This is a genomic window from Methanobrevibacter thaueri, assembly GCF_015062905.1.
Classification (GTDB): domain Archaea; phylum Methanobacteriota; class Methanobacteria; order Methanobacteriales; family Methanobacteriaceae; genus Methanocatella; species Methanocatella thaueri_A.
The window spans coordinates 1-16,374 of the sequence record NZ_SUTK01000035.1 but is presented as its reverse complement, the minus strand read 5'-3'; the positions used below and the strand labels follow the sequence as shown (position 1 = coordinate 16,374).

The window sequence follows — 16,374 nt, the reverse complement described above, 5'->3', positions numbered from 1 at the left end:
TATTTCCATTGATGAGGACGAATGGAAATATGGAGAATCCAATTCTATAACTGCTGACATTCCTTCACACACAGGCAAAGTTGTTATGGATATAAATGGTGAAAAATTTAACATAGATTTGGATGATGAGTATGAGGCTTGGATTAATTATGGTCCGGCAACCACTACCAACGTGACTGTTAAAGTAACATACAAAGGTGACGGCAAAAACATCAAAGCAAAATCAGCTGAAAAAGTATTTGCTATTGTGCCAAATGCATACATTCCGGGTGAAGTCCTTTTTAACTCTTCAAGTGATGTTATAGTCAATTATGCTGACGGTGAACAAATCAAATTTGTTCTTAAGGATTATGATGATGGAAGTATCATATATGATGAAAAAACAGTAACTGTTAAGGATTCAAAGGCGATATATTCAATTCCGGATAATCTCGAATTTAATCAATATTATGATGTATATGTCATTCATAATAATGTCACAGTTGCTAATGACTATTTTAAAGTCATTCCAAATATGGACCTTCCAAACAAGTTCTACAGCAAAAGAACCTATGATATTCCTGTTGTTTTCCCAGAGGAATATAAAAACAAAAATGTAACTGTATCAATTGGGGATGTAGCGGTTTTTAAAGGCAGAACAGACAATACCGGAAAATGCAATGTTCAGTTGTCCAACTTAACTTTGAGTGAAGGGGAAGACCTGTATATTAAAGTTTATGATGATGGCAATACCATTTATTCTTATAATCGTTGGATTCAAGTTTCAGATGTGGATCCTTCCTGCGTAAATCTTGCTGTAAATGTTCCTGCTGACGTTCTAAAAGGAGCTAAAATTCCATTGGAGTTTTCATTGCCTGATAATATTGGTGGGAAAATGATTGTCTATGTCGACGGCAGTGAAATTTCCAGAGATAATGTATATGATACGCTGGAAATTTATGTTGAAACCGATAAATTGGCTTTGGGCGCCCATACCCTAACCTTGAACTATACTGGTGACGGATACTTTGAACCTAAGGTCATGTCATATGATTTTAATGTTTCAAAATATGTCGTGGACATTCCGGATACCATGTACTACAATAACGGTGACTGCATACTTGTAAAACTCCCGCAAGGTGCCACCGGAACATTAATCATTTATGCAGACGGCAAAAAGGTTAAAGAATATGATGTTGCTGATATGTATGAAGATTTAGATGAGTATGGCCTGTTAATTTACTGTCATGTAGACTCATTGAATTTGCCTTTGGGATCCCATAATATTCGCGTTTACTACAAAGGAAACAAAGCTCCGATTGATGTAACCAAAAAAATCACTCTTGACTATAAAATGCAAATATATGCTGGTGAATTGATTTATGGCCGAGAGAATTATGTTGAATTTAAGCTTCCTGATGACAGTAAAGGTTCAGTTAACGTAACTATTGACGGAAAGCCAGCCAAATACAAGGTTACTGAAGACGGATATTATGAAGTAAACGTCACAGAATATTTCGGTGATCATGTCCTCACTGTTGAATATTCCGGTGATGAGAAATACAATCATCCGTTAAAGGTAAATGAAACATTCAGTGTGGCTGCAAATATTGATTATGACTCATATGTTACATATAAGTCTCAAAATAATGATGTTTCAGTAGTTTTACCTGATGATGCTAAAGGCAATCTTGTTGTCGAAGTCGATGGAGAAGTCTATGCCAAAAAAGCATTTGAAAACGGTAAGGCTGCAATATCATTCGACACATTGAATAGGGGTTACTATAATGTCCGTGTGTATTATGACGGAGATGACTATTATGTGGAAAACAGGACTTTTGACCTTTCCGTAAACTTCAATATTCTTGTTTCATCACAGGAGATTCTTTTCAATGAAAGTGTGGATGTTTATTTAAATCTTCCTTCATTTATCAACGGTACATTGACAGTATCATGCAACGGCAAAGAGTCCAGCGCAATGATGGTTGATGGATATGCTAAAGTCACTCTTTTAGGATTAAATTTAGGGGAGAATGAATATTCTGCTAATTTTGTTGAAGATGGAGAAGAACCTATAGAGGTTTCAACTGAAGGTACAATATGGGTTAAACCTATTGTTATTGTATCCGACAATTTTGTTGTATTTGGCAAAAATATCGTTTCTGTTTTAGTTCCTTCAGGATTTAAAGGCAAAGTCAGTTGTTATGGTGACAACGATTATGAAAGGACAGCAAAGATTACCTCACAAAAAACTGATGTTTCAATGCCTCTTGTAACTTCAGGTTTATATCTAATCGATGTCAGTGTCTATGATGAAGACAACTGTTGTGTTTTCCAGGAGGGTTATCAGGCTAATGTTTCAAAAGCGACTACTCCTAAACTCTTTGCAACTTCAGCAACAGTTTACAACGGATTCAATTACAATGCAAAGGTTTTAGGCACTGACGGCAACCCTCTTAAAGGAGCTAAAGTAACCTTCCAGGTCGGCAAAAACAAGGCTGTTGCCAAAAAAACCAATGCTAAAGGTATCGCTTCATTGCCTATGAATTACAAACCTGCCAAATACACTGTAGTTGTCAAATATGCAAAGCAAACCTTAAAAGTTAAAGTGACAGTTAAAAAAGTCCTTGCTTTGAAAAGTGCAGCTGTCAAAAAATCCGCTAAAAAACTTGTCCTGACCGCAACCCTTAAGAAAGGAAAATCTCCTATCAAAGGTAAAGTTGTTGCATTCAAGTTCAGCGGCAAAACATACAAAACAAAAACCAATGCAAAAGGAATCGCAAAAGTAACCATCAAATCAAGTATCCTGAAAAAGCTCAAAGTAGGCAAAAAAATAACCTACCAGGCAACATACCTAAAAGACACCGTCAAAAAAACAACTAAAGTTAAAAAATAGGGACTCACCAATCCTTATTTTTTCTTATTTTTCTTAATTAAAGCAAAAGCTTTCTAAGACTTAAATACTTTCTTAAAAAGAAATAATCCCATATAAACTATAATAATCTGTGATATTATGGGATTTAAAAAAGCGATTTTAGTATTATTACTTTTAATTTTTTTAACAATGGGAGCTGCAAGTGCAGCCGACACCAATACGACATCGGACAATCTCGCAGCAAATGAAGACACAAATTTAGAACTTAGCGAAAATGACAATATCCTTAGTGTTGAATCAAATGATATAATTTCAGGTCCCGGAAATGGATCATACACCCCTGGAAACGGAAGTATAGTTACAGGAGGAACATTTTCCGATTTGAACACTCTGATTCAAAATGCGGAAAACGAATTGATATTGAATGATGACTACAGTTACTCCTATGGAGATTTAGACGATATAACAATCAGTAAAAATGGATTCACCATAGACGGTAACGGGCATACTATCAATGCCATGTCAAAATCCAGAATATTCTACATCACTGCCGAAAATGTTGTTTTGAAAAACATCCAATTTATTAATGGCAGCAATGGTGTACGGGGAGGAGCCATTCATTGGAATGGAGAAAATGGTACCTTATCAAACTGTAATTTTATCAATAACATGGCAACCGGCACTTATAGTGGCGGTGGTGGTGGTGCAGTTTACATTAACAGTAACTGTAAGGTAGTAAATTGTAATTTCACTAATAATCAAGTGTCTGACAGTTATGAAGGTGGTGCAATTTACTTTTATAATAACGGTAATGTAACAAATTGTAATTTTGTTAATAACACTGGCGCAGTATACTTCCTTATGGGCAATGGTAATGTAACAAATTGTAACTTTACCAACAACACTGCCAAAAGATATGGTGGTGCAATTTACTTTAACCGGGAAGGTAATGTAACAAATTGTAATTTCATAAATAACCAAGCACATGATTCATATGATGGTGGTGCAATTCGTATAGGCAGAAATGGTATTGTAACAAATTGTAATTTCACCAACAACACTGCAAATTTTGGTGGTGCAATTTACATTATTATGAAGGGCAAAGTAACAAATTCTAATTTTATTGCTAACTCTGCTAAATCTCATGGAGGTGCAATTTACATTGAAGGTAAGAGTAATGTGTCAAATTGTAACTTTACCAACAACACTGCATCATATTATGGTGGTGCAATTCGCTTTGAGAGTGACAGCAATATAACAAATTCTAATTTTATTGCTAACTCTGCTAAATCTCGGGGAGGTGCAATTTACATTGAGGGTAAAATCAATGTGTCAAATTGTAACTTTACTAACAACACTGCCAAAAATTATGGTGGTGCTGTTTATTTCGAAGTGGGGACTACAGGCAATATAACAAACTGTAATTTCATAAAATGTTCTGCTGAAAACGCAAAAGCAATTTATGCAAACAACAACACAATAATTTCTAGCTGCAACTTCGAAACACAAGGCTCTGAAAGTTTGAGTGAATTGATTGTAGGAGGAATAATTTCCAACTGCACCATAAACGGAAACAAGGAAAAGACAGAACCCCACATGACAGTAACTGTAGAAGATATCACCTATGGTGAAAACGCAACATTCACCGTAACTTTACCTTCTGATGCAACAGGAATACTCAACATAACCGTCGGAAATATGGCATTTACAGCAGATGTCGGCAATGAACCAATAATAACTAAATTTTCAGGTTTGGATATCGGCACATACATTGCAAATATAACATATACCGGTGATTTGAAATACCTGCCAGCCAATGCCAACGAAACATTTACCGTCAGCACCAAAGGCAACAAGACATTCACAGATTTAAAAAATCTAATAGACTCAGCCAGTTCCGGAGACACAATAGAACTGGATGATGACTACACAAACGACGGATCCATCACAGCCGACGGAATCACAATATCAAAACCAATCACAATCGACGGAAACGGTCACACATTAAATGCAAACGGCAAATCAGGACTATTCAAATTAAATGTTGACAATATTATACTAAATAATATCGAATTTCTCAATGCTAGTCATGAAGCAATTTCTGTAAGCGGTTCAAATTGCAAAATAATTAACTGTAACTTTAATAATTGCTCTCCAATTAATAGCAGTAGTGATTACGGTATTGGAGGAGGGGTTGTTTCAATGAATTCTGGAAGTATTGTCAATTGTAGCTTCATTAATTGTGTTCATGATATTCAAAAGACAATAAGTGGAGGTGTTCTCTCTGTTAGAAATAGTGATGTTATAAATTGCAGATTCTTTAATTGCACATATGGCTGTGATTTGGTTTATGGAGGAGCTATTTATCTAAGTAAAAGTCGAATTATAAATTGTTCGTTTTCTTATTGTGGAGATGCCTGCAACATAATTTATGGTGGAGCTATTAACGGTGAAGGCAGCGTTATAAACTGTACTTTCTCCAACTGCACAATTGATAGTTCATATTCTGCATATGTTCATTTTGAGGGACCATCTAATCTAACCAATTCTATTTTTATTGATTGTATTAGTGCTGTCTGTTGTAATTATGGATGTGTAGGAAATATTACTAATTGTACTTTCGAAGCATGTTCTGTAAATGCTATCGTATTCTGTTGTGAAGGAGGAAATGTTACAAATTGTAAATTTAATGATTGTACTTCAACTGCAATTTATGTCCATGACTCTTATGTAAATATCGTTGGTTGCATCTTTAAGAATTGTTCTTCTGATGAAGGAGGTGCGATAAACATTGTTGAACGTTACGACAATGTAATTAATTGTAGCTTTATCGATTGTTCCGCAGAAAGAGGCGGTGCTATTTATGCTGGTGATTGTAACAATACAATAATCAATTGTTCTTTCATAAATTGCTCTGCTCAAAAGGGAGGTTCTATTTATTGGAATTCTAAAAATGGAAAAATACTTAACTCCAATTTTACACATTCACAAGCAGAAAATGGAGGCGCAATATATGTTGATAAAGATATTATTTTAACAGTGTCCAGTTCCAAATTTGAATACAATACTGCAGAGCAAGTAGGTAGCGCAATATACTTTAATGTCCTAGGCAACGTTACCAATTGTACCTTTAATGGAAACAGTAATCCTGAAATTTATCCGAACAATCGTACTTCAGATACTAATTCAACATTCACCGAACTTAAAGATTTAATTGATAGTGCCAATTCTGGAGATACTATTGATTTATCAGGTTATTATTACGGTTCTGGTTCTTCAATCAGCATCGACAAGACAGTTACTCTTAGAGGAATTGGTGAAACAGTTTTGGATGCCAAAGGTTTGTCAAGCATATTAAGTGTATCCGCAAATAATGTTCGCATTGAAAACATTAAGTTTGTAAATGGACAGAACAGTGGCAATTGGGGTGGTGCTATTCACTGGGAAGGTGATTCTGGCGTGCTTATCAATTCCACTTTTGTCAATAATGCTGCAAGTTGGGGCGCCGGTATTTTCTGGTGGGCTCAGGACGGTTATATGGCTAACTGTACTTTTGAAAACAACACAGCTGAGAGATACGGTGGTGCTCTTTACGTAAATGGCGAAAATTTAAGAATGTTGAATTCATTGTTTAAAAATAATATTGTAACCGAAAGCATTTCTTCTTGGGAAGGTGGTGGAGCAATTTATACAGATGGAAACAACCATCTAGTCGCCAATTCAACATTCATAGACAATAAGGCAATCAACAGTTGGGGCGGAGCAATCAAACATGGAAGTGAAACTGCATCCTATCAGTCAAATGAATTCTACAATAATACTGCCATTAGGGGAAATTCTGTTTGGGAAAGCGATGCAAATAACCTTGTTAACAATATATTCAATTTGAATTCCATTGATGAAATAGCATCATGTGTTGAAGATGCAAATCTTTCAGCACTTTTCGAAAACAATATATTTAAGGTAAAAGGGATTGTAATATCTAAAGATGATTACTTTAACGAGACAGATACTGGAAGTAATGAATCATCACAAAATATTACACAATCAACATTCACAGATATCACCAATCTTATCAGCAATGCACATGCAGGAGATACAATCAATCTGGAAGGAACATACTACGGAAACGGATCAATAATAACCGTCAACAAAGAGCTAACAATCAGTGGTGATGGAGAAACTATCCTTGATGCCAAAAACCTGTCCGGAATACTGAGCATTTCTGCCAATAACGTTAAAATTAGCAACATCAGATTCATCAACGGAAAAATCAACGCCAACGGCGGAGCAATCAACTGGATTGGTAAAAACGGTACAATATCCAATTGTACATTCATTAACTGTTCTGCTGAAAATGGAGGATCTGTTTACTGGAATGGTGAAAACGGAATGATAAATAAATCAACATTCGACCACTCAACCGCAACATCAAACGGTGGAGCAATATACTGGAACGCAAACAACGGAGAAATAGCAAACTCCATATTCACCAATTCATATGCACAAAACGGAGGAGCAGTATATGTTCCGGAAAACAGGAACGTTGAAATCAAATCATCAATATTTGACAACAACATTGCAGAAGAGGAAAGCGGAGCAGTATACGGAGGAACAATTGACGAAGACTGCACATTCAAAAACAACACATACACACCTCTAAACACAACAACAATCATTTCAATAAATGAAACTGCAGTATATGCCGGAAATGACATTTCAATCACAACAATCGTTTTAAGCCAAAAAGGAGGATTGGTAAATACCGGTACAGTCGAAATATACATAAATTCCAAATTAATGGCAACAATACCTGCAAATACTGCATACATCTATAAAACAGGTGATGTAGGAACATACCAGGTACTTGCAAAATTCATTGACGACTCCAGCTACAAAGACAGTTCAAGTACCGCTGAATTTACTGTAATACCTGTTGACATTCCAGAAGAAATAGAAACAAGTACTGCTGGAATATTTACACTGGAATTCCCAGACGATGCAGAAGGAACACTAACAGTATTCATCGACGGAACCAAATACAAGGTATATGACATCATCGGAGGAATACTCAAAATCGATTTATCCGACAAGAAAGGAAAATACAACATAACATTCGAATATTCCGGAGACAAAAACTACCCTGCATTTAAAAAGGACGCAAACATAACAGTAGAAACCAACCCATCAATAACCGCTTCCAACGCCAAAGTCCTCTACTCAGCAGGAACAACATACAAAATAACAGTATACAAAAACAAAGGAATAACAGCAAACAGCGTAAACGTAGTAATAAAACAAAACAACAAAAAATTCAAGACAATCAAAACAAACTCCAAAGGAATCGCAAGCTTCAAAATAACACAAACACCAGGAACCTACAAGCTAAAAATAACATCCCTTGGAAAAACAGTAACAAAAACACTAACAGTAAAACACATAGTAACACTAAAAACAGCAACAGTCAAAAAATCCGCCAAAAAACTAATACTACAGGCAACACTCGCCAAAGTAAACAAAAAATACCTAAAAAAGAAAACCGTAACCTTCAAATTCAACGGAAAAAAATACAAAACCAAAACCAATGCAAAAGGTGTCGCAAAAGTAACCATCAAATCCAATATCCTGAAAAAGCTCAAAGTAGGCAAAAAAATAACCTACCAGGCAACATACCTAAAAGACACCGTCAAAAAAACAGCTAAAGTTAAAAAATAAGGACCCACCAATCCTTATTTTTTCTTATTTTCTTAATTAAAGCAAAAACTTTCTAAGACTTAAATACTTTCTTAAAAAGAAATAATCCCATATAAAGAATAATACCTGTGATATTATGGGATTTAAAAAAGCGATTTTAGTACTATTACTACTAATTATTTTAACAATGGGAGCCGTTAGTGCAAATGACGATGTAAACAATCTAACGGCAGTTGACACGCAAAACTATACTGAATCGAGTGTTGACAATATCGACATAGTTTCAGATGAAGATGACGAAGACGATTCTGATTTGGATGATGATCAAGGTTGGGAATCTGAATTGGAGTATGATATTTCAGTTAAAGAAAAATATAACATTCATGACCTAGATTCTGAGTTAATTAATTATAATTTCTGGTATTGTGGCAATGGTGGAAACCTTTCAATATTTGTCGATGATGAATTATGTAAGGTCTATGATGTTGAACTTGATGAATATACCCGAATTTCCGCTAATGATTTGGGATTAAGCAATTTGGAATATAAAAACTACACCGTTGACGTAATCTATTCAGGTGACAATACTTTTGAAGGATTCAATGAAACATATGTTTTCAGAGGATACTGGGGTTTTGATGTCGTGATTGAAGATTTCAATTCTGAAAAAGTAAATCATCTTGAAGTACCATACGGAGATAGCTTTCATATAATAATATCTATTCCAAATGATGCCAACGGCAATATCACATATAAAATAAACGGCAGAAAATATTCAATAAACCCGAAAGATCTTGATGAAGATGGCATTTTTACAATTGGGCAGGATAAATTAGATTATGGCAATAATATCTTAGAATTCATTTATGAAGGTGATGATTATCCGTCAGATTCCTGCGAATTGGAAATTGATTATATTGCAACATATACCCTAATTAACCCGTACGGTTTCAATGAACCAACCTATATTTACGTGAATATGCCTGCTGATGCACAGGGAAATTTGGATGTTTATGAAATAGTTGATGAGCAATACAAATTATTAGGTTCTGCTCCGGTTGAAAATGGATTTGCAAACGTCACATTAAGCAATTTAAAACTTGGTTATCATGAAATCTATCCAAATTATACCGGCAGCGATTATAAAGTTTACTGGGAGGATGGTAATTTCTATTATGTTTCTTTTGCTCCAATTGTCATTGCAAATCCTATAAATGTTAATAAACCTAATAACAACTTAACTTTTATTGTACCTGAGGAATATGAAGGGATTTTAACATTGACTATCGGTGGTGAAGAGCGCAGCGTTAATGTCACCCATGGTATTGTGTCTATTGAGTTATTTAACCTCAATTCCACAGAATATGATGATGAATATGAATCTTTCATCTTAAGATATGATTTAAGATTTGAAAGTGGAAATTATACTTTTAGTGATGACTCTTCAATTAGGATATATGACGTTAATCCAAATATTGTTTTAGATGTTAATGTGGATGATGTTGTGCTTAAAGGAGAATCTATCGATTTTAGTATACGGAATGTCCCGGAAGATAAGAATGAACTCTTAGGCAATGTTACAGCATATATCGATGGACAATTAGTATTTAATACTGGAAATCCTCGGGATTTACACTGGGCGAGTTCTAATTCTTCATCTTTGGATTTAGGACAGCACACAATTGAATTTTATTATTTGGGAAATGAAATATATAACCCTGCAAATGCCTCCCTCACATTTGAAGTAACCGATGTCATTATTGATCTTAATGAAAACGTATATGCAAGTATTGGAAATTCAAATTATTATAGAGATTATATTGCTACAATCAGATCAATCTATGACGGAGGGCATTATTCAATCGTTGTTGATGATGAACTATTTGAAATGGGATTTATTAATAGTGATTACAGTTCCTATGCTAATCAATACTATGATTCCATAATATCCAATATCCCTCGCGGCATCCATGACGTTAAGATAATCTATACAAATGGAAATGTGACAAAATCTGTGAATAATACTGTTAATGCAAGTTATTATCTTCATCAAAGCAATAATTTCAATCATAATAACTATTTTAGAGAAGACAATCTCACTTTTAATTTTAAAGTTTCTAGAGAAGTTAGTGGAAATTTGATTGTAACTGCAGACAAAGATTATATTGTCCCGATTGTTAACGGAACAGCCAATCTAACCATTCCCCATTTGGAAAGAGGCAGATATAATATAACTGTGCGCTATGATGGGGATGAATATCCGGAATTATATGAAGTAATATCCATTGGGGAAAAACAGGGCATCTATTCCAATAGTATGGGAGATTATAGCATGAGGTATGGCAAAGATTTAATATTTGTCACCAATCTTCCAAGTGATTTTGTTGGAAAATTATATGTATATGAAGACATCAATGATACTGAAGTACCTATACAAACAGTAGATATTGTTGATGGCAATGCAAGGGTGAATGTTTCTTTAGATTATGGAATACACGATGTACGTGCCAGAATTATAGATTATGATGAAACAAAATACGTTTTTGATGACTATGACACTAATGATGATGAAGATTTACGCCAAGTCATTACCGGTTATTTAAATATATATCAACTTAGAATAGTTCCTCCAATTAAGGACCTCAGCGGATATGGTAATAATTTGGAAGAATTAGACAGCGGTTATTATAGTGGAAAACTTTATTTCGGTGAAAATGTAACATTAACAGTTGAACTACCAAGCGATGCTAATGGAATTCTCTATCTCTGCCAAAAACGGCAAGTTAATAACACCAATGAAATTATTACCCTCAATCAGTTTGAAGTCATAAACGGAAAATCAACTGTCTTCATAGATGATTTTTACAAAATAGGCTATAACACATTCTATCTTAAATACGATGATAGCAAATACCATTTATTTGATGATTTAATTAGTATAAAGCTATGTCCGACAGAAACTTACCCCCATGAAATGGTTGCCGGTGCTGATGAATATATAGTAGTTACTTTGCCTAGCGATGCGAACGGTACCGTATATGCAGAAGGAGGTAAAGCTGATGTAGAAAATGGTGTGGCCAGAATACCGCTTTCAAATCTAAGTGTTGGAACACATTCTTTTTATATAAGTTATGAAGGGAATTATGGTTATTACCTATCAGGGTCATATTATTCAGAATCAAGCATGTATACCATTGTAGTCACAAAGCCGCAATCATATGTCCATATTTCAAATTCATCAGATACACTGACAGTAGAGCTCAATGAAGATGCAACAGGAGATATAATTGTAAAGGTAGGTGACCAGTTCTTTACAAAAACTCTTGAAGGAGGCAGAGCCACCATAACAGGAGTAAACTTGAACGAAAATGAGGAAGTTCAGTTTTCCTATGCAGGTGACAAAAAGTATGCTCCAATCGACAAAAATTCAGTTAAGCTGGGTGAAAGCAATATCACATCCAAAGCCAATGCCGATTTGAAAGTCAATGCCGCTGACATTGATGAAGGCGAAACAGCCATCATCACATTTACAATTAACACAAAGGCAACTGGAAACATCATGGTTCAGGTCGGAGATGCCAATCTTGTTGCGGCCATCATAAACGGTGAAGCAAGTGTCAATGTAGACAATTTAAAAATCGGAAAATATGATGTGACTGCAACTTATGAAGGTAATGACTATGTTCTGGCGGAAAATAAAACCGTTTCGTTCAACGTATACAGCAACTCCACAGGAACATTCTCACAACTGTCCACTTTAATCTCAAATACTCCAGAAAATGGCATTTTAAACTTAAATAAGGATTATGTTAAAGATGCATCATCATCCAATGAAGGAATTGTCATTTCAAAAGCGATAACCATTGACGGTAAAGGCCACACTATTGATGCCAACCACACATCAAGAATATTTAAGGTTCAGGCTGCAAACGTCACTTTAAAGAATATCAACTTCATAAACGGATATTGCGCAGAAAATGGCGGTGCAATCTATTGGAGCGGTATGAATGGTGCTGTGTTCAACTGCAACTTTATAAACTGCTCTTCTGCAAGTCGTGGAGGTGCAATCTATTGGAATGGTAATAATGGAGTTATCAGCAAAGCCACCTTTGAAAATTGCGTTGCGAACCTTGATGGAGGATGCATCTATGTCAATGGAAACATCAACGTAGAGATAAGCGAATCTGAATTCATAGGAAATGATGCCTGTGATGTGAACAATGCAGTTTACGGTGGAACTGTCACCAACTGCAGTTTTGTTGATAGAACTGCTCCAGAAAATGTTACAAACACTACATTGATTGAAACCAGAACAATGATTATGGTTAACGTATCCAACATTTATCTTGGAGATTCAATTGAAATCACTTCATTTGTGTTCAATGAAAACAATGCCCCGGTTACAGGCAATGTTGACCTGTATGCCAATTTCACTTTTATTGGATCAGAAGGTAATGGAAATTCATTCACATTCACTCCACCACAAGCAGGAAAATATCTCATTGAAGCCCGATTCGGCGGAGATTCAAATTTCAAAGCAAGTGCAGGAAACATTACCGTTAATGTAGTTCCAAATATTGTTGTGGAAATTGTTCCCGAAACTATAGAATCAGACAATGAGGGAGTAATCATTTTGGAATTCCCTGATGATGCAACCGGAACTATTACAGTATTCATTGACGGAACACAATACAAAGTATACGAAATCATTGGAGGAATACTCAAAATAGACCTATCCCATATGAACGGAAAATACACAATAACATTCCAGTATTCCGGAGACGACAACTACCCTGCATTTAAAAAGGACTCAGAGGTAAGCATACAGACAAACCCATCAATAACAGCTTCCAACGCCAAAGTCCTATACTCAGCAGGAACAACATACAAAATAACAGTATACAAAAACAAAGGAATATTGGCAAAGAGCGTCAGTGTAACTATAAAACTAAACAACAAGAAATTAAAGCCAATCAAAACAAATTCCAAAGGAGTCGCAAGCTTCAAGGTAACACAAACACCAGGAACCTACAAGCTAAAAATAACAACCCTTGGAACAACAGTGACAAAAACACTGACTGTCAAACACATCGTGACCCTAAAAGCCATTAAAGTCAAAAAATCAGCCAAAAAACTAATACTGCAGGCAACATTGGCCAAAGTAAACAAAAAATACCTAAAAAAGAAAACAGTGACATTCAAATTCAACGGCAAAACATACAAAGCCAAAACCAATTCCAAAGGTGTCGCAAAAGTAACCATCAAATCCAGTGTCCTGAAAAAGCTCAAAGTAGGCAAAAAAATAACCTACCAGGCAACATATGCAAAAGATACAATCAAAAAGACAGTTAAAATTAAAAAATAAGGGATTACACCCCTTATTTAAATTTCTTTTTTTTGACAATACTTCTTTATATATAATTTAACAAATATTTAATCATGTTTGGGAAAAAATCATATGCTTTTCTTTGATGATTCCGATAATCTCCAAAACAGGAAGAGGTTGAATACGTCGAACCTCAACAGCCAACATACGAAGATGACTACTCATACATCGAAGAGGAACTTGAGGATTTGACTCTTGATGACATCAACGAGATACTTGGAGAAACACCAACAGAAGAAGATTCCGAGGAAACATTTGATTAGTCCTCTGAAGGAGACACCGATTTAATTGATGAAATTCTAAAAGAAATCGAAATGGAGAAATAATAACTCTTTAAAACTCTAATACGAAAACCAACACAAATTAATGTCAAATCAGAAGCGCCTAAAAAATAACATGGTTTATCTCCATTTAAAAAAGAAATAAAATATTAATGGAGGATTAAAATGAAAAAGATATTTATAATTGGTCTGCTACTCATGATACTTGCAATGGGAGCAGCCAGTGCATCCGAAAACATTACTGATGATGCAATATTAACCACTGACGATACAATTGAACTGGACACAAATGACAAAGACATTGAAGAGAACTACACTTGGAACATTGCAGTCGAAGAAAATATTGAAATCCTGCCCGCTCCTAACCAATCAATCGACGTATATGGAGTAGGATACACAACAGGAAATTTTTCCCTTTCAATTGATGGGGAAAAACAGAACATAACCATGGATTATAATTATATTCCCCCAATTTATGATGCAATCCCATATTTGAAATTTGACGCTTCAAAATTGACACTTGGCCAACATAACTTCGATTTGAACTTTTCAGGCGATGAATACCAAAACGCATCATCATTGTCCGGAACATTTACCGTATCCCCAATAATACTCAAGGCCCCGTCAAATCTTCATCTGCTGAACACCTACGAGAACAATCGTGACGCATTGGATAATCGTGGATACATAATGATAAAATATCTCAAGAACATGACCGGAAATGCATATCTCTACATCAATGGTGTGAAAAAGACCATTAATCTCTCAAATTTTAAAGCAAAAGGAGATATGGGCTCAGAGTATGATGGATATTCCTGCTATATGTACGATTGGCAAAAGTACAATCTGATTAATTACTGGGAAGATGAGAAATGTTACGTATATAAGGAATACTACACTTTCCTGGAACCGGCAAACATCACACTGAAATACAAAGGCATAAACAAGTCCGCTTTCGTCAATGCGACCTATGACGTGAACTGCTATAATGAGATAGTGAAGGGAAACAATTTGGAGATTTTTATCCCTAAAGAGATTTCAGGAAAGGTAACCGTTAAAATCGACGGCAAGAAAACCAAGCTTTATACTAAAAGAATTGATGCGGATTATTACCGCTTAAAGTATTATGTCAAAACAAGTTCCTTAAACTACGGAAAGCACAGGGTAACAATAACCTCCCCTCTTTACACAGTATCCAAAACATTTTCTGTGGTGGATGAGTATGTAAGTCCTAAATCTGTTTACATGTACTACACAGACGGCAAAAAAATGACATTTACCGTTTATGGAGAAGGCAGGACATTTGCACTCAAGGGAGACTACATTGACATCACATTGGACAAGAAATATTACCTAGGCACATACGCCAAGAAAAACGGAAAAGTGTCTGTCAAGATTCCAAAGAACTTGAAACCTGGAACTCATACAATAAACTTCATAAACTGGGGAGATTTTGGAGAGTATACTGGAAAGGTCAAGCTTGTGGTAAAGCATCTCGTGACCCTTAAAAGCGTGAAAGTCAAAAAATCCGCCAAGAAACTTGTATTGACTGCAACCCTTAAAAAGGGCAAAACAGCACTCAAAAGCAAACAGATGACCTTCAAGTTTGCCGGCAAAACCTACAAGGCAAAAACCAACTCCAAAGGAATAGCTAAAGTTACCGTCAAATCATCAATGCTTAATAAGCTCAAAATAGGTAAAAAGATAACATATCAGGCAACATACCTAAAAGACACCGTCAAAAAAACAACTAAAGTCAAAAAATAAGGGATTACACCCCTTATTTAAATTTCTTTTTTTGACAATACTTCTTTATATATACAATTTAACAAATATTTAATCATGTTTGGGAAAAAAATCATATGCTTTTCTTTGATGATTCTGATAATCATGATTGGTGCTGTTTCAGCTTCAGAAAACATCACTATTGAAAATGATTTGCAGGCACATGAAACCACAAATACCTTTGATGACGTGCAGAACACAATAGAAAAAGCAAAATTCAATTCAACAGTCATTTTAAATGGAACTTTTGAACCACCCCATCCTATAGAGGATGGGGATTCCTGAATTTTTTTCACTTAATAATGGTTAATTTAAGTATTTTATCAGGCTATCTCCGTTGAACCAGCGGTTTAGAATATTAATTGCTGCGTTTG

At 35.2% G+C, this 16,374-nt stretch carries 5 protein-coding genes; all 5 read left to right on the top strand.

Translation table 11 applies throughout. The features are described 5' to 3' along the window. A partial coding sequence (locus E7Z79_RS07205; RefSeq protein WP_303739286.1) for a hypothetical protein occupies nucleotides 1-2,875 on the top strand: 2,875 nt, incomplete at its 5' end. A 117-nt stretch (nucleotides 2,876-2,992) separates the two neighbouring features. Beyond that, nucleotides 2,993-8,569 (top strand): hypothetical protein, encoded by a 5,577-nt coding sequence (locus E7Z79_RS07200; protein ID WP_303739285.1) that lies wholly within the window; start codon nucleotides 2,993-2,995, stop codon nucleotides 8,567-8,569. Nucleotides 8,570-8,735: 166 nt separating this feature from the next. After that, on the top strand, nucleotides 8,736-13,913 hold the full coding sequence (locus E7Z79_RS07195) for an Ig-like domain repeat protein (protein WP_303739284.1): 5,178 nt from the start codon (nucleotides 8,736-8,738) through the stop codon (nucleotides 13,911-13,913). A 467-nt stretch (nucleotides 13,914-14,380) separates the two neighbouring features. Beyond that, nucleotides 14,381-15,982 (top strand): hypothetical protein, encoded by a 1,602-nt coding sequence (locus tag E7Z79_RS07190; protein WP_303739283.1) that lies wholly within the window; start codon nucleotides 14,381-14,383, stop codon nucleotides 15,980-15,982. 75 nt (nucleotides 15,983-16,057) lie between these two features. Further along, nucleotides 16,058-16,285 carry a hypothetical protein gene (locus E7Z79_RS07185; RefSeq protein ID WP_303739282.1) on the top strand — a complete coding sequence of 76 codons (228 nt, stop codon included), beginning with the start codon at nucleotides 16,058-16,060 and terminating at the stop codon, nucleotides 16,283-16,285. Nucleotides 16,286-16,374 lie beyond the last annotated feature (89 nt).

What these genes read in the sequence shown, in the direction of transcription:
- E7Z79_RS07200 (WP_303739285.1), top strand. Translation starts at nt 2,993, where the DNA reads ATGGGATTTAAAAAAGCGATTTTAGTATTATTACTTTTAATTTTTTTA.
- E7Z79_RS07195 (WP_303739284.1), top strand. Translation starts at nt 8,736, where the DNA reads ATGGGAGCCGTTAGTGCAAATGACGATGTAAACAATCTAACGGCAGTT.
- E7Z79_RS07190 (WP_303739283.1), top strand. Translation starts at nt 14,381, where the DNA reads ATGAAAAAGATATTTATAATTGGTCTGCTACTCATGATACTTGCAATG.
- E7Z79_RS07185 (WP_303739282.1), top strand. Translation starts at nt 16,058, where the DNA reads ATGTTTGGGAAAAAAATCATATGCTTTTCTTTGATGATTCTGATAATC.